Origin of the sequence: Metabacillus sp. cB07, from assembly GCF_016839225.1 — a bacterium.
Lineage (GTDB): Bacteria > Bacillota > Bacilli > Bacillales > Bacillaceae > Bacillus_P > Bacillus_P indicus.
On the sequence record NZ_CP069296.1, the window covers coordinates 1,179,538 to 1,199,012 of the forward strand.

The window sequence follows — 19,475 nt, forward strand, 5'->3', positions numbered from 1 at the left end:
TTTATTATGGCAACGTGGGGGAGTTTAAAAAAAGAATCCGCAATACCTGAGAACCTTTATGGTAACGGGCAAGGATATTTCCGTTATTACAATGATAATAATCAATACCATACAATTGTGGCTGTAAATGGAAAGTTGCTTAAGGATGGCGGGGAAATAGTCATCCAGGGACTTGAATCGGGATTTCAGACAGATCGAATGATTGAAGCAGTACAATTTAAAGACAAGATGTTTATCGCTACGGGTACAAAACTTGTTGAGTATGATGGAACAATTGCTAAAGTTGTAGAAGCTTATAAGCCAAAACCGTTAGAAGCTCTGTATATCGGCACGAATGGACTTGCCGAGAATCCTGACTCTTATTTAGAAGATGGTACAGAGGCTTTTTTACGTTTAGAAGGTGTTGCGCCATCTTTAAATAAAGGAATTGCTAATACTCCAACAACCTTTACTGCCTTTGTATCAAAGGTAAATGCTTTGGATGTAATTGAGTATAAATTTGAATATATGGGAGAAGGATTTGACACTTTTAAGCCAGGTAAGAATTGGTCAACAGATAAAACGTGGACATTCACTCCTAAAACAGCTGGTACTTATAAGATCCAAGTCCATGCTAGAAAACAAGGCTCCACGTCAGATCCTACAGAAGACTCTCCACAAGTGTTCCAAATGCCATATACAGTAACAGCAATTGATGAAAATAAGAAAGTGGACACGTCTCAAATGCACAGTTGCAATCGAATCCTGCTGCATTGGGAACGGTTGATTGTATATGGAGACAAAAAGAATAAAGGAACAATATACATATCAGAGCTTGGTAATCCAAGATATTTTCCTGTTTTAAATACATTGGAGTTTCAAAATAATGAGCAAGAGTCCTTAACAAAATTAGTTCAATATCGTGATTTTATCGTAGCTTTTATGCCTAGCAGTATCCAGGCATTATATGGTAAGGCTCCAATTGGAAATGATCCATTTAGAAGAATGGTATTACATACAGGTATAGGTTGTATAGCTCCTGAAACAGCAAGAGTAATGGGGAATAATATTGCCTTTTTATCAAGACAAGGCATACATGTGCTGCAAAGTATGGGTATTACAGAAGACAAGATGAATGTGGCGAAAATTGATTCTGCTATTGAGAATGAGATCCCGATGGATACAGATGCATGTGCAATTGTTTTTCGTAATCAATACCATATCTGTTTTCCTCGATTAAATACAAGGTACAGACTCTATTATGAACGAGGAATGTGGACTAAAGATATATCACCACTGATGGATTTTTCACGCTTGTTTGAATGGAATGGTGAGCTTGTTGGACAGTCCCAAACAACAGGGAAAACATATAAATTCGATGATTCAGTTTATACGGATGCTGGACATGTTTACGAAGACAGAGTTGTAACAAAATCTTATAACTTTGGTGAGCCTCACAATCCCAAGAAAATGAAGGAGTTTCAATTAATCCTAGCTCGTTACAATACTGACGTTAACTTATCAGTGATTGTGAATGTAGACAACAATCCTGTATTAAATACGTTGCAATCGAAAGCGGAAGTTGTAAATGATTCTATACGGTGGATTGAAGAACATGTACCTAACGTCAGTGTTGATGCAGGTACGGTCTTTGATGTATGGAAGCTCGGGATCAGTGCTTTTGATAATGCCCAGCAGAAGAAAGTTTCAATTCCTATAACAGGTAAAGGACATACAGTAAATGTAGATATACGGCACCAAGAAGATGGGCCGAACGCTTTATTGAGCGCGGGATTCATCTTTAAAACGAAAAAGCCTTAAGGGGTGATTACATGGCAAAAATTGAACAAGGAATATTGAAACAATATCGTGCTGGAGACCGAATGTCAGCCGAAGATTATAAAAGAGATCAAGAGATTTTTAGATTGGCAGTTAATGATTTAGAAGATAAGTACCAGGTATTGAAACCAAATGAATCGTTCAAGTCAGAGGTTGAAAGTACGCTAATTTCACTTTCCACTTCCGTAAACGGAACGCTTGCTGAACTTGAGCAATTGAAGATAGATCTTGAATCAATCAAGCAAGCTACAACAACTGAAGACGATACATGGGAGGTAAGTGATCCTAACGATCCTTTAACACAACTGCAATCCTTAACAATGGCAGTAACAAACGAAAACGATTCATGGGAGGTATAAATAATGGCAGATTTAATGTTAAGAATGGCAGGACGTTCTGAATCAGGAGTAGCAAAACCAATAAAAACGGATGAAGATGGAAAAATACAAGTAGGTGGGGAACTTAAACTCTCTGGGAGTAGTCTTAAAGAAAGCTCCAAGACACAGGCTGATGCAGTTGCCGGAACTTTAACGTTCGGTGCTGCAATCAGTCACGTTGAAATCTACAACGCTGACCCAACAAACATTGGAACTTTTAACGTGAATGGGTTTAACATCAAAGTCCCTCCTGCGACTCCGTGGGAAGGTAAAGTAGAAGGCACTCCAAGAAATACGGTTACGGTGACAGGCTCAACGTCTTATATCGTTAACCGTGTAGGGTAGGTGCTGATATGGGATATGGAAAGAAAAATAGTAACCCCATCATTGTTGATATTAGTGAGGCAGTCAGTACGCAATTAGCTGAAAAACCTTCAAAAGCAGATTTTTTAAGCTATCAAACGATTCCTTACAATCCAATGCCACCCAAACAAGGATTGAAAACATCCAACCCTAAAATCGTCCGAAAAACAGACAACAATGAATTTGTCGTTATCCAAAAAACCAACAAAGGCTACCTGTTGTATACTCTTAACACAAAAAACGGGGATACTGGTGTAACTTCGGTTGGAGTTAATTGGGACTTGATAAGGCTAAAAAAGGTAGAATATTCAAGTCTATCGTATGTGTGGTGGGATGCTAATCCAACTATAGGAACATTCGCTTCAACATTTTCTGCTGCCGGCATTAATACAAGTCAAGAACAGGGCTACTTTGGTTCTGCATTGACATCAGGCAGTGCTATCTCAGACGATGGAACAGGAAATGGCTTTAGTGTAAAAACGTTAGGCGCTTCTTCAAGTGTCACATTTACAATTGAGTCTAGTTATGAAGCATTGACAAACATCCTGTTTATGGGTTCGAGCGGTTCTAGCAACAGTGTGGACATTTTGGTGAATGGCGTAGTTGTTAAGAATTTCAACCCTCAATCTTACAGACTGCCAGATCAAGGGAATTATGCTGTGCTTAATTTCGATTTGCCAAGAGCAAATTTCAGCACTGAAAAAAATCTCACTGTGGAAATAAGAAACAACGACGCAACAAGAGTGTTTTATTTCTGCTGTTTTAACTTTAACGAATTGAAGAATTACAATGGTGGCAGAGTAAATAAATTCAAAGCATTCCAGTCAGGTAAGCATTTTATTAACGGTGCCGGAGCCAACGATTACGCTATTTATGATAGTGATTTAGGGAAATGGGTGGGGTCTTTCCACGGTGGAGAGACAAGTGAATACGCAAAAGTGCCATGGAAAAACTTAGTTGATGGGTACGAGGAGACTCAAACTTTAACAGATGTAGCCACTGTACCATTAAGTTCCTGGTGTGTTTTAAATGAATTTCACCTTATGCAAAAGACTAACCTAAACAATAAAGGCAACATGACATCTGTATTTGATTTCAGCACAGATGGCAGCATGGAGATGAAGTTCGGGCTATCGAATTGCACAATTAACACCGTTAATTTTTACACAGCACTAACATGTACTCATAAGGATTTTTTACATGTGGTATTCCCTGAAATTGCATCCATAACAACTAATGCAAATAATTATTTCCGTCAAGCTATGGGTGAGATAACACAAAGAAATTCAGCAGAATTGCTTGATCTAAACATAAGATACACTACTTTTAATCGTTACAGAGGGGATTCAAGAATCAATCCATATGTGACTCAAAATGTGGATTATAGCAAGTTTTATTATGGAGTGGTTGCAGGCGATGCAAGCCCGATAAACATTCAGAGCCTAACATTCGCTAAAGGGCTTGATTTCTCGGTAAGAAAATAGACTGTAATCTTAAACTCTCGGAATTCTAGAGCTGAACTCACAAAAAGTAAGTAGTAACCAAAAGAGCCTGTAAAAAGGCTCTTATTTTTATTTAAGGAGGTTTTTAAATGATACCAGTCTACAAAAAGACAGCATCGACTTCACGTGTAGCTATGGGAAAACCTGCTGTCAAAAAACCAGTAACTCCTAAACCACCTTCCCCAACTACAGCAATTGATATTGAAAAATATCGAACGAATAATACTCAGTTAACCGACTTAAAGAAACAGTATGGCCTTGATTATTCAAGAAATTTTGCTCAACAACAAGCTCAAGCAATGGCAGATGCAAAACGCACAGGATTAAATACTCAGATGAAGCAAGTTAATGAGAATGTAAATGGTGCCAATGATGCTCTTTCTCGAAACAATTTCCAACAATACATGAATCAAGCACAAAGCCAAGTAGGAGCAGGAATTAATGGTGGTATGCAAGCTGATCAAAATATGAGGCTTGCTATGTCTAGACAAGCAGCTATGGGGAACATTTACAGGGATGCAGCTACTCAAAAATCAAATATTTCTGCAAACATGGCTAATGTTGGGAAAGAACAAGTTGCTGAAGAAAACAGGATTTACAATGAACGATTACAGGAAGCATTCCAAAATGCAATGGCTGATACTCAAGCTAGACGAAGCGAAAACATGAACTTATTAGGTGCTGCTCAACAACAACGTTCGCAAAACATCAATATGGATCAATGGCAAAAACAATTTGCTGAACAACAGAAGAACACTAAATGGAGTCAAGACTTCAGTCAGAAGAACACTGCATTTGATCAGAAGATGGCTCTTGATCAGTTTAATGAACAGAAAAAGAACGTATCATGGGATCAGAGTTTCCAACAAACACAATATGCTGACAATAAGCAGTGGCGTGAATTCCAATATAACAATATGAGTGCATCAGAAAAAGCACAGCTTGAATGGGCGAAACAACAGTATGGTGAAGATGCAGCATGGAGAGATTACGAACTGAAATACAATGGTGAACTTATGAAAGGTCAGTATCAGGCAGAACTTGATGCTTATTCAGGTTCAGCTTTGGATTTTCTGCCGTAAACGGAGGAGGGGGATCGGTAGCAAATTATTATTTAAACAACTTCAGAGTATCATCAGAATTTGGAGAAAAACGTTCAACTGGTACACATTATGCAGTTGACTTTGCTGGAAAATCTCCTGGTGGTGCTATGGGTGCTAAAATTCCATCACTTTCATCAGGTGTAGTTTCACAAGTATTTATTAACAATGAAACAGCAGGACATGGCGTAATTGTTAAAGGTGCAGATGGTTATACATATCGTTACATTCACATGAAAGATGCTCCTGCTTTGAAAGTAGGAGACAAAATATCAACGGGGCAAAATTTAGGTTTGGTAGGTAATTCAGGTCGTTCAAGTGGGCCTCATTTAGACTTGAAAATAACGGATTCTAAAGGTAATCCTGTAGACCCAATGAAGATTATTAATGGAATGTCAAAGTCACAACCTTCAGCTCCACCAGGGAAAATGAGGGGAATTTATGGTGAATCTGCTTCGGTTCCTAAAGGTGGTTCATCATATACGAATACATGGAAATTAAATAAAGAAGCATTGAAAGCACCAGGGTATCAAACGTACAAAGGACACCTCGCTCAAGCGCTTCAGACGGGACAAATACCTGACAGTTGGGTGGTCGCTTTAACTGAACTAATTGGACGTGAATCAACTTGGAATCCAAGCGTAGGGAACAAAAAGAGTTCTGCTTGGGGATATGGACAATTTTTAAGTTCCACACGTTCACAGTATGAAAAGAAAATGGGAATTAGCTACAGCAATCCAGTAAATCAAATTCTCATGACTGCTCAATATGTCAAAGATAGGTACGGCTCACCTGAAAAAGCACTTCAATTCTGGGACAAAAACAATTGGTATTAGGATGGTGAATGAATGGCTTACAATTCAGATAAATACAAGAAAATATTTGAAGATAGATATGGGAAAGGCTCGTATGATGCGGGTCTTTCTTCAGCTCGTGAAATTGGCAGGTTAAAGACACAAGGAGAATTTGCAAAAACAAAATATATTGCTGCAATGAAGAAGTCACAAAAAGAAGCTGAGAAACGAGCTGAAGAAGAAGAGTTATATGGTGGACAAAGTAAAAAATCATATGATGCAAAGTTAAAGGAAATTGGCAAAATTACTGAGAAGCAAGAGAAAGCACAAAAACAGGGTCGTGGTGGACACATGCCTGATGAAAAACAAATTAAGAAAGAACGTGACATTCAAGCGGAGTATAAACGAACAGGTGTATTTCCTTCTAATATTCAAAAGATGCTTGATAACCTTGATTTCAGTGAAGCTGATAAGAAAAATGCTGAGTATAATGCTCAATTAAAAAAGGACAAAGAGAAAAAAAAAGAAGAGACTAGTCTTATAGATTTTATTGCTAACTTGGGCAAAGACAATGATTCCAAGTCAAAAAAAAAGAAAAACTCCGTCTGGGATGACATCGCAACTCCTTTAAAGAACTTTGGAAAAGGTGTCGGGTACATGTTTGACGGAGACAAGAAAACCAATATGTACACAGCTATGGACGAAAACATCAAAGATGCTGCTAACACAGAAAGAAGCACAATCACGAAAGAATCAGGTCGTGCTTTATCTCGTATTGCCAATACAGGAACGTTGGGAGCCTTGAAAGAAGGTTCTAAACGTTTGACCGGAGAAGATAACCAAGCATTTAAGAAACGTGAGAATGAGTCGACTGCAGGTAAAGTTGCTGACTTCGCTTATGATGCTGCAGGTTATCTTATTCCTGGTTTAGGTGCATACGGTGCTGTTAGAGGTGCGGGATTAGGAGTGAAGGCGGGATCTAAAGGTTTACAGAAAGCTGGACAACTAGCAAAAGAAGGAGCAATTGTTGGGGCAGGTCTTTCTACTGGTGAAGTCGGTATCCGTGAAGCTATTAACCCACAAGATTATAACTGGAAAGATAACGCTGCGTTAATTGGGATTGGTACTGCTGCCGGAGCGATTGCAGATCCTGCTCTATACGGTGCAGGGAAAGCACTACAAGCTGGAATCGGTAAAACTTTAAAGGGAAACGTTCCAGAGTACACAGGTAAACCGAGTGAATCTACACTCAATAAATTGGCACCTCAGCCAACCGCAAGAAATGAGTTTCAATCTGATGATTTATATAATAGGCTTAGTGCTATTCGTAAACCTGAACAACCAACTCAGATGATTAATGAAACAGCAGCATCTCAAGCTCCAAGTACACCAAGACAATACGAAAACATTTCTGCAGGTAGTGGACGTGATCCTGGTCTTCGGTTGATTAATCCAGATATTGAAGGCCCGAATGCGATACCTGTAGATTTAGATAACCCTGCATCACTAGTTAGACAGCAGATTGACACGACTTCACAAGCACCTAAGAAAAAGACTTCATTCGATAAAATTATGACAGCTGTAGTTGATGACTTACGACCACTCGACAAGGCAGTCAGGGATTTAGGTGGAAAGAACATTCCGGCTAATAAAAACCCATATATTAAGGCAAGATTGGCTCGTGGTGTAGCTGGGAAAGCAGAGACTTATCTCAAAGGTGGAATTTACTCTACTGATGGACAAAAAGTTGGGGCTTCATTAGAGGAAATCATAAAACCATTTGAAAACAGCATGGATACATTTCTTCCTTATCTAACAGCCAAGCGTGCTTTAGATTATGACGCTAAAGGATTAACTGCTGGAATTAAGCCAAAGAGTTTAGAAAACGTATCTGATCGTCAATTAGCTGATGCTACAATTAAACAACTTGAAACTCCTGAGTTCGCAGGAGCGCAGCAAGAACTTGTGAAATACAGCAGAAGCCTTCTGAATGAATTAAAGGAATCCGGATATTACACTGATGAAGCCATTGAGCAGATATTTAAAGAAAATCCTAACTATGTACCAATGAACCGTGTGCAAGATCCTAGTGTAAGAGGTTTTAAACCCCTAAGTGCCTCAAATAAATTGGCCAGTCTTGCAAATCCGACTAAAAAACGAACAGGTTCTCAAAAGCAGATTGTTAATCCGATTGAAAGCATGATTAAGAATACATACATTATCAACAATATTGCAGAGCGTAATAAAGTAGGTGTATCTTTACTTGAATTGATTGAAACTGCTCCTGAGAATAATATGTGGGGACGTGTTATTGGAAAAGGAAAGCAAGACAATTCAATTGATGGATTATCAAGTGTTCTAGATGAAGCAACAGTTCAAAGTAATGATGGGCGTGCGGATGCAATTGATAATTTATTCAAAGGTGAAGGTAATAAGGTTTATGTGTATCGGAACGGTGAAAAAGTTGAAATGGAATTGCAGGAAGATTTGTATAAAGCAATGCTTACGCTAGATAACAATCAAATACATCCATTCCTTAAAATCATTTCACATCCTACGTCTTGGCTTAGACAAGGAGCAGTTTTATCTCCTGACTTTGGCCCTGTTAACATCTTTCGAGATCAATTCTCCGCTTTTGTTAACTCAAAGTACGGATTTATACCATTTGTAGACATGTTTAATGGAATGGGAAACGTTCTTAAGAAAGATGATGTTTATTGGAAATGGAAAAATGCTGGTGGAGCTAATTCAATTTTAGCAACTCTTGACCGTGAATATTTACAGAAAGATATTCGTAGTATGATTAAGCGACCGATGACTCAGAAAATTAAAGACTTCTCTAAGAAGCCAATAAGCAATACAATAAACGCTGGTCTAACTCCGCTAAGAAAAATTTCTGAAATTACTGAGGAATCAACTAGGCTTGGAGAGTTTAAAAAAGGTCTAAAAAAGGGAGCATCTACAGAAGAAGCTGCATTCTATTCTAGAGATTTAATTGACTTTAACCGTGCTGGTAATCTAGGAAGACACTACAATCAGATAACTGCATTTTTCAATGCGGCTGTACAATCATTAGATAAAACTGCCAGGACATTTAAGTCTAATCCGGTGGGAGCTACTGTTCGTGCTACTCAATTAATTACTCTTCCTTCTATTGTAGCCTACATGTATAATAAGGATGAAGAATGGTACCAAGATTTACCACAAAGAGATAAGGATTTGTATTGGCACTTTAAAACTGGAGACACCATCGTAAAACTTCCAAAGCCTTTTGAAATTGGAGTTATGTTTGGTACTGTTCCGGAAAGAGTGCTGGATTTCTTACAGACAAATGATCCTGAAGCATTCAAAGAACTTGATGTAACAATTAGAAATGCATTCACTCCGCCTTGGCTACCTACAGCATTCGCTCCTTGGATTGAAATTGCAAGAAACTCTAACTCATTTAATAAAGCACCTATTGTCCCAAGAAGAGAAGAAGGTCTACTTCCTGAAGACCAATATGGCCCTTATCAAAGTGAATTAAGTAAACGACTCGGATCTGCAATTGGTAAATCACCAAGGCAAATTGAACATGCTTTTAGGGGATATACCGGGGGATTAGGTGGTTATTTCTTACAGGGAACTGATGCAATAGCACAAGCTAGTGGGGTAGAAAAAGCTCCTAAACCAGATCGCGGAGTTGCAGATTTGCCTATCGTTAATCGCTTCATTGTGAAAAATCTTGAAGGAAATAATCAAAGTGTGAATGATTTCTACAAGATGTATGATCAGTTAAACCGTGAGAACAAATCTGCTAAGAAGAATAAGGAAATTAATCCTAATGCTGATGTATCCAGACTCTTTAATCAATTACAAGGAAATATTAGTGATCTACAATCACAGAAGCGTGAAATTATTGAATCTAAAGAAATGAATGGAAAAGAAAAGACGGAAAAAATCAAAGAATTAGACACTCTAATTACTCGACTTGCTAAGAATGGTCTGCTTAAAGCCAAAGAATGAAAGCGGTGGAATCCACTTGATGAAGAACATTAAATTGGGTCTATGGGGTATATTAGGTTTTCCAATTGGATTGGTAATTTATTTTATTTACATTCATGTTGTATCTTTAATAGATCCTATACTAACAATTTGGTTTGGAGGAGCTGTATTACTCGCTTTAATTTTTGCAGTATTTCTTATTATAAAAAACGTATCATATGTCATTTACACCATGTTTAAAAAAGATCGTGGTGTAGATGAAAAAGGATTTAAAAATTTCTAGGGAGCCTTCGGGTTCCTTTTTATTTTGTCAGAAAGGGGGCGTTATAAGTAATGGATGATTTACAGTTTATACATAATTATTTATTTGGCGGAGTGAAATTTTTAGATTTACTTATGCTTTTAATGCTTGTAGATATTATTACAGGCATCATGAGAGCTATTAAAGAGAAACGATTAAGAAGTAGAAAGGCAATGTATGGATATGCTCGAAAGGTGGGCGTATTTGCCTTGATAATTGTTGCAAACATTATCGATACAATTTTAGGACTGAATGGTCTTGTAGCTTATGGAACGGTAATGTTTTATCTGCTAAATGAAATTTTATCTATAGTAGAGAATCTTTCACAAATTGGAATGAAGATTCCTGCCATAATAACAGACAAATTACATGTTCTTCAGGATGAAAATAAAGAAGCTGCTCCGTTGATTGTCACTGAGAAGATCGAAGTAATTCAAGAAGAAAAAAAATAAGCTGCCTTCGGGTGGCTTTTTATTATGGGAGGAATTGAAATGACAAAATTAATCGCAATTGATGATGGTCATGGACTGAGCACTCCAGGAAAAGAAACAGATATTATTCCTGAGCTTGAAAGGAAAGTAAAAGAGAACGAATTTAATAAAGAGTTTGCAAAGTATCTTGAAATTGAATTGAAACGATGTGGCTTCAGAACATTTCAACTTGCTCCAACAGATTATGATGTACCGCTTAAAGCTCGTACTGACTTAGCTAACAGAGTGAAAGCAGATTTATTGATAAGCGGACATTTTAATGCAATTACAGGTAAATTTGCAACGTCTAAAGCTGAAGGATTCTCTGCTCATGTACATAGTAAAACAGGTAACGCTGCTAAATTTGCTAATATTGCACTTAAACATTTATCTGGTGGAACTCCGCAGAAGAATCGTGGATTAGTTCAACAAAACCTACATATGACTCGTGAATCACATATGCCAGCTGTTCTTTTTGAATTTGGCTTTATGGATAATCTGAGAGAGGCACGTCTAATGCTGAATGTAGCCTTTCAAAAGGAATGTGCTCAAGAAGTTGCTAAAGCTGTATGTGAGTATTTTAGTGTAGTTTACGTACATGAAACTAAGCAAGAAGCGGTCAAACCTGCAGCTAAACCAGCACCAAAGAAAGAGGAATCTGTTCGTATCCTCACAGGTGGTCTAAGTCCTGCAATGGTCGAGGAGATATCAATTTACTTTAAAGAAAAAGGTTGGTATGCCCAAGTGAAATTCACCACTGACGGTGAGAATCCTCGTGCGCTTACTGGTGGATTAAAAAGTAAAGCTCGTGCAGAGTTCGAATCTTGGCTTAAAGCTAAAAAGTGGTACTATGAAATCGTACAGAAGTGAACTTAAGGTTTAACTATTAGGTCACTTCTGTTTACATTTAACAAGCTACATAATTGATCGACTTGTTTTAAATTAATATGTTTTTTATCTCTCTCAACAGCCATCAATGCGCTTACAGACATATCTAAATAATCTGCAATGAAACCTAATGATATTCCTTTTTGTTCTCGGATTTTTCTAAGTTTGGAACCAACAATCATTTTAATCATCCTTTAACTTGGGTCTCAATTAAATAATCGGATTGTTGGATAAAAATTTCAACTTGTAATGCTCTTGATTTCATTTGATCAGGAGCATTACTTTTTTTATTACTTCAATTTTCTTGATACTATCAAGCTTAATTTGTTTAAACCATTCAGCAGATATCCTCACTGTAATCGTACAAGTCCTCAACCGTGACACCAAGAAGCCTGGATAGTTTAAATGCATCCTCTAAATTTGGTCTAGACTTTCCGGAGCACCACAATGAAATGGTGTTATTAGACACACCCATTTGCTTTCTAATCTCTTCGCGTGTATAGGGTGATAATTCTATATATGGCTTTATTTTACTTATCAACATTTTATATCCTCCATAGAGCATTTACCACTAATTTCTACATTTCTATAAATAAACCTTTCACCATAATTTTTTAATTAATCATAAATTTTTTGTGATAGCCGGTTATTAGACAATCCATAAACTTAATAACTTAAATTACGTCCCTTTATTCGGAACTAAATTCGCTAAACTGGCCTCCATGATCTGAACAATAATGTACCGACAGCACAAATCAATCTTCGTATTAGTTTTCGCAGGGTGAAATCATAAACGAACCAATAAAGTATGATTTTACTGCAGCTAAAGCCTATTATTCAGTTCGTTTTCCAAGGGACTATCTTACAGATATTAAGATAAAGAGGTGGTGCTCATGTTTATAGAAATTGCATCGAGTGCAGCGATGGGTTCATTCTTACTTTACTTAAAATTTAAAAATGAAAATGCAAATAATGATGCAGAAAAATTCCAAAGAATTGCTGCAAATTCCGGTTTGAAGATTAAGGAAGGAACACAAACAAGAACTATACAATTGCTCAGAAAAACTAAAAAAGCTTGGGGAACAGAATTGGCCTACAGAATACCGTTAGGTTTGTCCTTAGATGATTTTGAAAAGGAAAAGTCTCGTTTTCAGGATGGATTAAATAACAAACGTGGAGAGCTGGAGTTTAATTTTAAGAAATTGAAGAATTTAAAACTTGATCGGACAATTATAAGCCAGTTGAAGAAAATCCTTAGTAAAAACAAAGGCGCAAGAAAAGAAATCGAGTTTTCTTATGATGGAGTTTTATTAGTTAAAATCTACAATGAGCCATTAACAAACAAGTTTTTATACAGTGACGTTGACAGGTGTATAGGATGGGAAGTTCCTGTAGGAATAAGTAGGAATGGTCAAATTAAACATGATTTTGATAAAAAGGCACACATCATCGTTGCAGGCACCACCGATTTCGGCAAATCAAATTGGGTAAATAATGCTATTGCAACACTGATTAAAAACAATCCAAGCGAGGTAGAATTTACACTCATTGATCTAAAGGGCGGTTTGGAATTCAGTCCCTATAACTCGTTAAAACAGTTAAAGACACCGGTAGCCACGAATGAAGATGAGGCTCTAGAAGCACTGCAATCAGCTGTTGATCAGATGGAGATAACAATGGAAAAGTTGAAGAAAAAAGGTTTTAAAAATGTAAAGGATGCTGGATTTAAGAAGAGACATTTTGTGATTATTGATGAAGCTGCAGACATTGCTGACAATAAAGAATGTCAAGAGTTGTTGAAAGATATAGCACGGAAAGGTAGAGCTGCAGGCCTCAGACTCATTTACACAACCCAATATCCTACAACTGAGACAATTAGCTCTCAAGTGAAGAGAAACTGCATAGGACGATTGTGCTTCGTTTTAGATACTTCAACTGCAAGTGGAGTTGTATTAGACCAAGGAGGCGCTGAGAAACTGCCTCTAATTCAAGGAAGAGCATTATACAAAGATGTTAAGTTAATTGAAGTTCAAACTCCATTTATCAGTGATGAAGAGATAAGGGAGGTAATTAGGCCTCAAATTAACATACGAGCTAGAAAGGGTGTCAGGGTTGAAGAAAATGCTATTAAAGGAGACACGGGAAACAGCGATACTCTTGTCATTGAGCAAGCTTGATTATTTAAACAGATCACAATTGCAAATACTTCATAATCTCGGTGGAGATAGGAATGCCCAAAAAATACTGAAGGACATGAATGATAAAATAAGTAGCTTTCGTGATGGGGAAAGTGTTTATTATTTAAATGCTAAAGGGAGATCAATTGTAGGTGGTAAGGCAAGGAATAAAACGTTACAGGCACGTCATTATTTGATGAGAAATTACATTTACATTGCGTTCGATAAGCCGGATTCCTGGAAGTCGGAACAAAGATTGAAAACGCAAAAAACTAAAATTGCTGTAGTAGCTGATGCAATTTTTTATGAGGAACAAAGAATGCATATAGTTGAGGCTGACCATATTCAAAAGATGATAAAGAATGAGAGGAAGATTGAAAAGTATCGAAAGCTAATTGAATTGAATGTTTTCGGTCATGTGCCTAAGTTTGTTTGGATAACTACCACAGAGTACAGAAGAGAAAAATTAAAGAGGCTATGTGAAGGATTGGATGCTTTAATATTTACCGTTTCAGAATTCAGTTAACAGGAGAGGATTGATTAAAATGGCCAAAACACAATCAATGTCTGTAAAAGAGTTCATGTCAGGTGAATGGAAGGTGAGCAAAAAAGAAAAGATAGCATTTGCTTCATTAGCAAGTATGTCTCTTTATCCCTTGTTCATATCTAAGCCAGCTTCAGCAGGTGCAATTAGTGGAGTTATTACTGAAAAGACGGTAAATGCATTTGATCCAATTGTTGATTTAGTTCAAGGCTTATCTTATCCCATTGGAATAATTGTAATGATGTGTGGGGGGATCATTTGGATGATTGGGAATAAAGAAAAAGGTTTAAGCTTAATTACTAATGCTGGTATGGGCTACATTATTGTGCAGATGGTTCCACTGGGGATGAAATTATTAGTTGAAGTAGCAAAAACTTTTTAGCCACCTTAGGGTGGTTTTTTACTTTTTGAAGCCAAAAAAACCTACCGAAGATTAAATATCGGTAGGTTTATCCGTGTCTTCAACTAATTCAATTACTTCTTCAATTTTACAATCTAAGTATTCACATATTTGAATAATTACGTTTAATGATACCAATTCGCCTTTAGTCATTTTGGCTAGAGTAGCAGAGGAAATCTTAAGATCTCTTTTTAAATCGACTTTCATTTTGTCACGTTTAATTAATGTGATTTCCATTGGTTTAAAGCTTGGCTTGAATTTTATTTTTAACACCTGCCCTTAAATATTGTATAAGTTTATTTTACCACAGATAAACAAGAAGTTTAACAATCTAAATTTTTTATTTAATTATGTTGACAATTAGTTTTGTTTATCATATTATAAGTTTAGAAAGTTAAATGAAAAGTTTAGAAAGTGGTGATGGAGATGAAGCAAGTCAAAATTCAGATCGAACTTGCTGGCCAATTTGAAGAAGTAAATGCTTACCTAGTCGATGATCAAAACGCTGTATATTACTCAGACGATACAGTATGGCTAGTAGGTGTTAGTAAGCAAGGATACACTTACAAGCAAAATACGGCTCATGTGCAGCTTGCTAAAGGTCAATTTTCAGATCCTGATTTGGTTATTCGATTCATCATTAACTTCTGTAAAAATTGTACCTTGTGGAATTTTATCTTGAACCATCACGACAGACAAGAAGATGTTGCTTACGATATTACAAATTATCAGTGAGGTTAGGTTCAAGATGAACCTTGCAAAATTACAAAACAAAGGGAGAGATTTTATAATGAAAACTCAAACAAAAGTAAACTACATAGGCGCTGCTGAAATTACGGCTGATTTTGATTTTAAATTTGAACTACCTGCAAATATATCTGAGCAAGATGCAGTTAACATGACGATGGATTATACAAGTAAGCTACAACTTTCTTTAGAGTTAGGGATTGAAAACTACATTAGAGAAAACTTTCCACAAGTGGTGTTGCCGAATGGAATCAGCGTGAGGGCAGAGAATATTGAGGAAGACGAGGACATGTGAAAACATGTCTTTTTTAAAAGCCTTAAAAATTTGTTCTACTATTAAGAGCTGTAGAGTATATTGTATAAGGTATGCATAAAATTTTTAACTGATTTTTGGTTTCGTGGTTTCACAAATGGTTTCCCAATAGCGATAAATAGAAAATTATACAGGTTATTAGAGGTAAAATACAAAGTCCAAGATCCTTGATATATAAGGGATTGAGGCTAATAGTTATACTTGCAGGATACTGAAGGATAATTATAAAACTTCCTTGACAGGGAAGGGGTCGGGGGTTCAAGTCCCTCACAGGTCATTACTTTTAAAGGGTTTCCCGGAATGGGGAGCTCTTTTTTGTTAATAACAATACGAAAAAGCACCCGGCATTAATAGAATGCATCGGGTGCTTTTTACTGTAAAGAATACACATAGAGATAAATATATAAAGCATGCAAGTACGATCCGACTTTCGAACCGCCAAACCGCCTATTGGAAATTTTTTCTGATAAGGGGTGTAAAAGTCATGAAGAAGGGTAATAGATGGATGGTTCATTTTTACTGATTTTGTTCCATTTTCTATTTATTTTCCATTTCATCTTTTTTCCCATTTTCATCAAAGGTATAATTTAAAAGTCTTTCTAAAGACCTGGAATTATTCCTTAATGATAGAAAAAATTGATAGGAGAGTGATAAATATGAAGAGTACTAAGAGGACTTGTCTTATGCTGCTTTCAGCTCTTTTCGTCTTTTTTGCGCTTGCAGCATGCGGAGGCGGGGAACAGGCTTCCGGCGGAGAAGATAAGAAAGAGAATGCTAAAAAAGAAGAAGCGGCTACTGAGAAAGAAAAAGAGGATGAAGTTGAAATAGCCGGCAGCCTTGAGGATATTGTAAAAGAAGAACCTGGAAAATATTCAGGGAATGCTTACAATAAAGCGGTTATACATAAAGCTTTAGATGAAAAGTCGTTTGCAGATAAAGACAGCTTTCAAATCTATGGGGAGCTGCTCAATCTAGTGAACGAAGGGGAAAACTACAAACCTTATTATGATTTTTATGAAGAATTCAATCCGAGCATAGAGACCTCTTTAAGCAATATGCCTGGAGGAATGACGCTTGAAAACGGTGAGATTGGACTTAATACGAATATCTCAATCCTGCTTGATGCAAGCGGCAGTATGGCCCAGAAAATTGGCGGCCAAACGAAAATGGATCTGGCAAAAAAAGCTGTAAATGACTTTGTTGCTTCCATGCCTGAAGGAGCAAACGTGTCACTCAGAGTTTATGGTCAGGAAGGCAGCAACAGCGACAGTGATAAGAAGCTTTCGTGCGACAGCACAGAAGTGGTCTATGATTTGAAGCCTTATAATGAAGCAGAATTTAAAGATTCACTTGGAAAGTTCAAGCCAACGGGCTGGACGCCAATCGCTAAAGCCATTTCAGAATCTAAAGCAGACTTTGAGAAATCAGATAAGCAGGGACAAAATATTATTTATGTAGTAAGCGACGGGATTGAAACATGTGACGGAGATCCTGCCAAAGAAGCAAAAGAGCTGCATGATTCAAACATTGAAGCCGTTGTAAATATCATTGGTTTCGATGTAGACAGCAACGGTCAAAAACAGCTCATGTCTGTAGCTCAGGCAGGCGGCGGACAGTATGAAACGGTTGATACGGCTGAAGATTTCCAGGAGTTATGGGAAGATGAACGCCAGCGTCTGTGGAACGAATGGTGGGACTGGGGCAACAAAAACTGGAATAAAGTATGGGAAGAGCAAAGCGAAAAACAAAATGAGCTCTATGAGAAAAAAAGAGATTTGACGAACATGATTTACGAGGAGAAAACAAGGCTGAATGAAGCAGCTTTCTACCTTCAGGAAAAAGAGCAAATTGAATATGACGTTCGCCAGGAGGTCACGAGCTTAGTCGACCAGCGCCATGAAATCCTGAAAGACTACGCTGAAGATACGCACGAAACAATGCTTGATACAGTTAAGACCGAAGGCGAAGACCTGAAGGATTCCATTCAGGAGAAAAAAGAGGAAATGACGGATAAATACAAGAAAAATTAGGATTTTCTTTTCAAAAATTTGTGCAAAATCAGACAGGGTGATATATAGCCTTGTCTTTTTTTTCTTCTTATATAGAAAAGCGCTGCAAAGCAGTACCTCAAAAGGCCACTATTAAAGCACGAGGCATGCCTACAGTCCGAACGGTGAGTTTAACAATCTAAATTCACGGTCTAACAATCCAAATCAAGCATCTAACAGTCCAACCAAGCTTTTTAACAATCCAAACCAAAAATCGTTTTCAAATGCTTTACAAATACTTATCACGTTTTCCCTGGTAACACCCGCTTACTGGAAATATAATAGATGTATGCTTCCTACTAACCAATTGCGAGGGGATATTCGTGGAAAACAGGGAACTTCTGCTGGCCATTACAGAATTAAAATCCAGTATGGACAAACGGTTTGATGCACTTGAAAAACAAGTAGATTCTAGACTTGATAAGGCAGAGGAACAGCTGTACAAGCTTTCAAGGGCCATACATTCTGGCGGAGATGACCACGAAGAGGATATTCATAAACTTGGTGAAGAAGTAAGAGATTTGAGATTGTCAGCAAAGTATTTGCTGTCTAAGATCAGTGAACATGACGTTGAACTATACAAAGCGATGAATATGCTGAAAAACACCTCTGATGAGTAGTCGGAGGTGTTTTTTTTTGCGGCGGACCATGCAGGCAACTCAGGATTATTGAATGATTCTTTTCAAACAGCACTAATTGGCCTGACATTTTCTTAAAAATGGTGTTTCCAACTATGTCAAAAAATGGCGAAAATGCATTAAATATAGGATGAATTTAAAGGATTTACTGGTGAAAGGGGCTGTGTTTATTAAATGGCTACAATCAACTGTAAGGGAATCAAGAAAGAAGCAAAGAAAATCAGGGTAACGAAATTTGAAGAAAAAGATGTGGAGGTTAAAAACAAATCAGATTTAAGCATGATTGGTAAAGGAAGGCAAGGCGCGGTTTTTCGTATAAATGACCAGATGTGCATGAAGGTGTACGGAGAAATGGAGGACTGTGAGAGAGAGTTTTATGCTTTGTCCCTTGGAAAAAACACCAGTCTTCTTCCGAAGGTTTACTGTAAAGGTGATAACTTTGTCGTCATGGAAATGGTTTATGGTGTGGATTTAAGAGAATACCTTCAAGTGAATCCGCTTACAAGAGAGCTTTCTCATAAGCTGATTGATATGCTTTCCGTTTTTAAGGAAATTGGATACGAACGCATAGACCATCATAAAAGGCAGATTTATCTTCAAGAGGATGGGAGCCTGAAAGTGATTGATGTGGGAAGAACGGTCTGGAGGAATCGAACATATCCGTATCCGAGAAAGCTATTGCTGAGTCTCGGTGAAGAGTATAAAAACACCTTCCTCTCGCATGTACAGGAAGATGCTCCGGAGCTTTATCACGAATGGAACCATTACATGGAAATGGAGCAGCTTTCAAGAAAACTGTATGAAGTCATTTCTTCTGAAAAATCGCCGGACTCAAAATCACTGAAAAAGAAAGTGAAAAAGCTGTTGACCACACGGGATGCAGAGCTGCATGCTGCTAAACTTGAGAGTCTTGTCAGAAAAGTGGTCAAAGAAGAAAGAGACAGGGAGCTTTTAAAGGAACAGGAGAGAACGCAGGATAGAAAATACTCCTTATAGCAATGGAAAGGAGCA

General features: G+C 37.4%; 21 protein-coding genes and 1 pseudogene. 19 read left to right on the forward strand and 3 right to left on the reverse strand.

All coding sequences use genetic code 11. The features are described 5' to 3' along the window. Positions 1 to 6: 6 nt before the first annotated feature. The 11 genes and pseudogenes from JOJ89_RS05945 (at position 7) to JOJ89_RS05990 (ending at position 11,579) form a co-directional block, all read left to right on the forward strand. On the forward strand, positions 7 to 1,800 hold the full coding sequence (locus JOJ89_RS05945) for a hypothetical protein (RefSeq protein ID WP_203289853.1): 1,794 nt from the start codon (positions 7 to 9) through the stop codon (positions 1,798 to 1,800). Between the two features lie 11 nt (positions 1,801 to 1,811). Further along, a complete protein-coding gene (locus JOJ89_RS05950; protein WP_203289854.1) occupies positions 1,812 to 2,177 on the forward strand; it encodes a hypothetical protein in 366 nt (121 codons plus the stop codon). A 3-nt stretch (positions 2,178 to 2,180) separates the two neighbouring features. After that, complete coding sequence (locus JOJ89_RS05955) at positions 2,181 to 2,540, forward strand: hypothetical protein (protein WP_203289855.1); 360 nt, start codon at positions 2,181 to 2,183, stop codon at positions 2,538 to 2,540. An 8-nt stretch (positions 2,541 to 2,548) separates the two neighbouring features. Further along, entirely contained in the window at positions 2,549 to 4,042 is a 1,494-nt protein-coding gene (locus tag JOJ89_RS05960; RefSeq protein WP_203289856.1) for a hypothetical protein, read from the forward strand. A gap of 107 nt (positions 4,043 to 4,149) precedes the next feature. Beyond that, a complete protein-coding gene (locus JOJ89_RS05965) occupies positions 4,150 to 5,142 on the forward strand; it encodes a hypothetical protein (protein WP_203289857.1) in 993 nt (330 codons plus the stop codon). A gap of 98 nt (positions 5,143 to 5,240) precedes the next feature. Beyond that, positions 5,241 to 5,522: pseudogene (locus JOJ89_RS21240) on the forward strand (M23 family metallopeptidase); the annotation flags it as partial. Between the two features lie 66 nt (positions 5,523 to 5,588). After that, on the forward strand, positions 5,589 to 5,996 hold the full coding sequence (locus tag JOJ89_RS21245) for an aggregation-promoting factor C-terminal-like domain-containing protein (protein WP_277987884.1): 408 nt from the start codon (positions 5,589 to 5,591) through the stop codon (positions 5,994 to 5,996). 12 nt (positions 5,997 to 6,008) lie between these two features. Next, positions 6,009 to 9,959, forward strand: a complete 3,951-nt coding sequence (locus JOJ89_RS05975; RefSeq protein WP_203289859.1) for an LPD38 domain-containing protein — start codon at positions 6,009 to 6,011, stop codon at positions 9,957 to 9,959. Positions 9,960 to 9,978: 19 nt separating this feature from the next. Further along, a complete protein-coding gene (locus JOJ89_RS05980) occupies positions 9,979 to 10,221 on the forward strand; it encodes a hypothetical protein (protein ID WP_203289860.1) in 243 nt (80 codons plus the stop codon). A 50-nt stretch (positions 10,222 to 10,271) separates the two neighbouring features. Next, on the forward strand, positions 10,272 to 10,691 hold the full coding sequence (locus JOJ89_RS05985) for a phage holin family protein (protein WP_203289861.1): 420 nt from the start codon (positions 10,272 to 10,274) through the stop codon (positions 10,689 to 10,691). Positions 10,692 to 10,730: 39 nt separating this feature from the next. After that, positions 10,731 to 11,579 (forward strand): N-acetylmuramoyl-L-alanine amidase family protein, encoded by an 849-nt coding sequence (locus JOJ89_RS05990; protein ID WP_203289862.1) that lies wholly within the window; start codon positions 10,731 to 10,733, stop codon positions 11,577 to 11,579. Positions 11,580 to 11,581: 2 nt separating this feature from the next. Here JOJ89_RS05990 and JOJ89_RS05995 read toward each other — a convergent pair whose 3' ends face one another. Together JOJ89_RS05995 and JOJ89_RS06000 are read right to left on the reverse strand one after the other, a co-directional pair. Then, a complete protein-coding gene (locus tag JOJ89_RS05995) occupies positions 11,582 to 11,779 on the reverse strand; it encodes a helix-turn-helix domain-containing protein (protein ID WP_203289863.1) in 198 nt (65 codons plus the stop codon). 155 nt (positions 11,780 to 11,934) lie between these two features. Then, positions 11,935 to 12,162, reverse strand: a complete 228-nt coding sequence (locus JOJ89_RS06000) for a helix-turn-helix transcriptional regulator (RefSeq protein ID WP_347401520.1) — start codon at positions 12,160 to 12,162, stop codon at positions 11,935 to 11,937. A gap of 328 nt (positions 12,163 to 12,490) precedes the next feature. Between JOJ89_RS06000 and JOJ89_RS06005 the strand changes: the two genes are divergently transcribed. Genes JOJ89_RS06005 through JOJ89_RS06015 form a run of 3 tightly spaced genes read left to right on the forward strand, consistent with a single transcriptional unit; the run spans position 12,491 to position 14,700 of the window. Next, positions 12,491 to 13,774: an FtsK/SpoIIIE domain-containing protein gene (locus JOJ89_RS06005; RefSeq protein ID WP_203289865.1), complete on the forward strand. Its 1,284-nt coding sequence runs from the start codon at positions 12,491 to 12,493 to the stop codon at positions 13,772 to 13,774. Continuing rightward, the gene (locus JOJ89_RS06010; RefSeq protein ID WP_203290267.1) at positions 13,719 to 14,300 is read left to right on the forward strand and encodes a replication-relaxation family protein; all 582 of its coding nucleotides are present in this window, start codon (positions 13,719 to 13,721) and stop codon (positions 14,298 to 14,300) included. Before JOJ89_RS06005 ends, JOJ89_RS06010 begins: the two co-directional genes overlap by 56 nt. A 19-nt stretch (positions 14,301 to 14,319) precedes the next feature. Beyond that, positions 14,320 to 14,700 (forward strand): TrbC/VirB2 family protein, encoded by a 381-nt coding sequence (locus tag JOJ89_RS06015; protein ID WP_203289866.1) that lies wholly within the window; start codon positions 14,320 to 14,322, stop codon positions 14,698 to 14,700. A gap of 51 nt (positions 14,701 to 14,751) precedes the next feature. On the opposite strand, the gene JOJ89_RS06020 is transcribed toward JOJ89_RS06015, so the two are convergent. After that, entirely contained in the window at positions 14,752 to 14,982 is a 231-nt protein-coding gene (locus JOJ89_RS06020) for a helix-turn-helix domain-containing protein (RefSeq protein WP_203290268.1), read from the reverse strand. A gap of 162 nt (positions 14,983 to 15,144) precedes the next feature. Here JOJ89_RS06020 and JOJ89_RS06025 point away from each other — a divergent pair, with 162 nt between their 5' ends. The 5 genes from JOJ89_RS06025 to JOJ89_RS06045 all read left to right on the forward strand — a co-directional run bounded on the left by JOJ89_RS06025 (position 15,145) and on the right by JOJ89_RS06045 (position 19,460). Continuing rightward, on the forward strand, positions 15,145 to 15,453 hold the full coding sequence (locus JOJ89_RS06025) for a hypothetical protein (RefSeq protein WP_203289867.1): 309 nt from the start codon (positions 15,145 to 15,147) through the stop codon (positions 15,451 to 15,453). Positions 15,454 to 15,466: 13 nt separating this feature from the next. After that, positions 15,467 to 15,760 (forward strand): hypothetical protein, encoded by a 294-nt coding sequence (locus JOJ89_RS06030; RefSeq protein ID WP_203289868.1) that lies wholly within the window; start codon positions 15,467 to 15,469, stop codon positions 15,758 to 15,760. A 674-nt stretch (positions 15,761 to 16,434) separates the two neighbouring features. Beyond that, positions 16,435 to 17,808 (forward strand): VWA domain-containing protein, encoded by a 1,374-nt coding sequence (locus JOJ89_RS06035; protein WP_203289869.1) that lies wholly within the window; start codon positions 16,435 to 16,437, stop codon positions 17,806 to 17,808. A gap of 341 nt (positions 17,809 to 18,149) precedes the next feature. Beyond that, positions 18,150 to 18,446: a hypothetical protein gene (locus tag JOJ89_RS06040; RefSeq protein ID WP_051865061.1), complete on the forward strand. Its 297-nt coding sequence runs from the start codon at positions 18,150 to 18,152 to the stop codon at positions 18,444 to 18,446. Between the two features lie 192 nt (positions 18,447 to 18,638). Next, complete coding sequence (locus JOJ89_RS06045; RefSeq protein WP_203289870.1) at positions 18,639 to 19,460, forward strand: hypothetical protein; 822 nt, start codon at positions 18,639 to 18,641, stop codon at positions 19,458 to 19,460. Positions 19,461 to 19,475 lie beyond the last annotated feature (15 nt).

Excerpts from the sequence above, each read along its gene's own strand:
- JOJ89_RS05945 (WP_203289853.1), top strand. The coding sequence starts at position 7 with ATGGCAACGTGGGGGAGTTTAAAAAAAGAATCCGCAATACCTGAGAAC.
- JOJ89_RS05950 (WP_203289854.1), top strand. The coding sequence starts at position 1,812 with ATGGCAAAAATTGAACAAGGAATATTGAAACAATATCGTGCTGGAGAC.
- JOJ89_RS05955 (WP_203289855.1), top strand. The coding sequence starts at position 2,181 with ATGGCAGATTTAATGTTAAGAATGGCAGGACGTTCTGAATCAGGAGTA.
- JOJ89_RS05960 (WP_203289856.1), top strand. The coding sequence starts at position 2,549 with ATGGGATATGGAAAGAAAAATAGTAACCCCATCATTGTTGATATTAGT.
- JOJ89_RS05965 (WP_203289857.1), top strand. The coding sequence starts at position 4,150 with ATGATACCAGTCTACAAAAAGACAGCATCGACTTCACGTGTAGCTATG.
- JOJ89_RS21245 (WP_277987884.1), top strand. The coding sequence starts at position 5,589 with ATGAGGGGAATTTATGGTGAATCTGCTTCGGTTCCTAAAGGTGGTTCA.
- JOJ89_RS05975 (WP_203289859.1), top strand. The coding sequence starts at position 6,009 with ATGGCTTACAATTCAGATAAATACAAGAAAATATTTGAAGATAGATAT.
- JOJ89_RS05980 (WP_203289860.1), top strand. The coding sequence starts at position 9,979 with ATGAAGAACATTAAATTGGGTCTATGGGGTATATTAGGTTTTCCAATT.
- JOJ89_RS05985 (WP_203289861.1), top strand. The coding sequence starts at position 10,272 with ATGGATGATTTACAGTTTATACATAATTATTTATTTGGCGGAGTGAAA.
- JOJ89_RS05990 (WP_203289862.1), top strand. The coding sequence starts at position 10,731 with ATGACAAAATTAATCGCAATTGATGATGGTCATGGACTGAGCACTCCA.
- JOJ89_RS05995 (WP_203289863.1), bottom strand. The coding sequence starts at position 11,779 with ATGATTGTTGGTTCCAAACTTAGAAAAATCCGAGAACAAAAAGGAATA.
- JOJ89_RS06000 (WP_347401520.1), bottom strand. The coding sequence starts at position 12,162 with ATGCTCTATGGAGGATATAAAATGTTGATAAGTAAAATAAAGCCATAT.
- JOJ89_RS06005 (WP_203289865.1), top strand. The coding sequence starts at position 12,491 with ATGTTTATAGAAATTGCATCGAGTGCAGCGATGGGTTCATTCTTACTT.
- JOJ89_RS06010 (WP_203290267.1), top strand. The coding sequence starts at position 13,719 with ATGCTATTAAAGGAGACACGGGAAACAGCGATACTCTTGTCATTGAGC.
- JOJ89_RS06015 (WP_203289866.1), top strand. The coding sequence starts at position 14,320 with ATGGCCAAAACACAATCAATGTCTGTAAAAGAGTTCATGTCAGGTGAA.
- JOJ89_RS06025 (WP_203289867.1), top strand. The coding sequence starts at position 15,145 with ATGAAGCAAGTCAAAATTCAGATCGAACTTGCTGGCCAATTTGAAGAA.
- JOJ89_RS06030 (WP_203289868.1), top strand. The coding sequence starts at position 15,467 with ATGAACCTTGCAAAATTACAAAACAAAGGGAGAGATTTTATAATGAAA.
- JOJ89_RS06035 (WP_203289869.1), top strand. The coding sequence starts at position 16,435 with ATGAAGAGTACTAAGAGGACTTGTCTTATGCTGCTTTCAGCTCTTTTC.
- JOJ89_RS06045 (WP_203289870.1), top strand. The coding sequence starts at position 18,639 with ATGGCTACAATCAACTGTAAGGGAATCAAGAAAGAAGCAAAGAAAATC.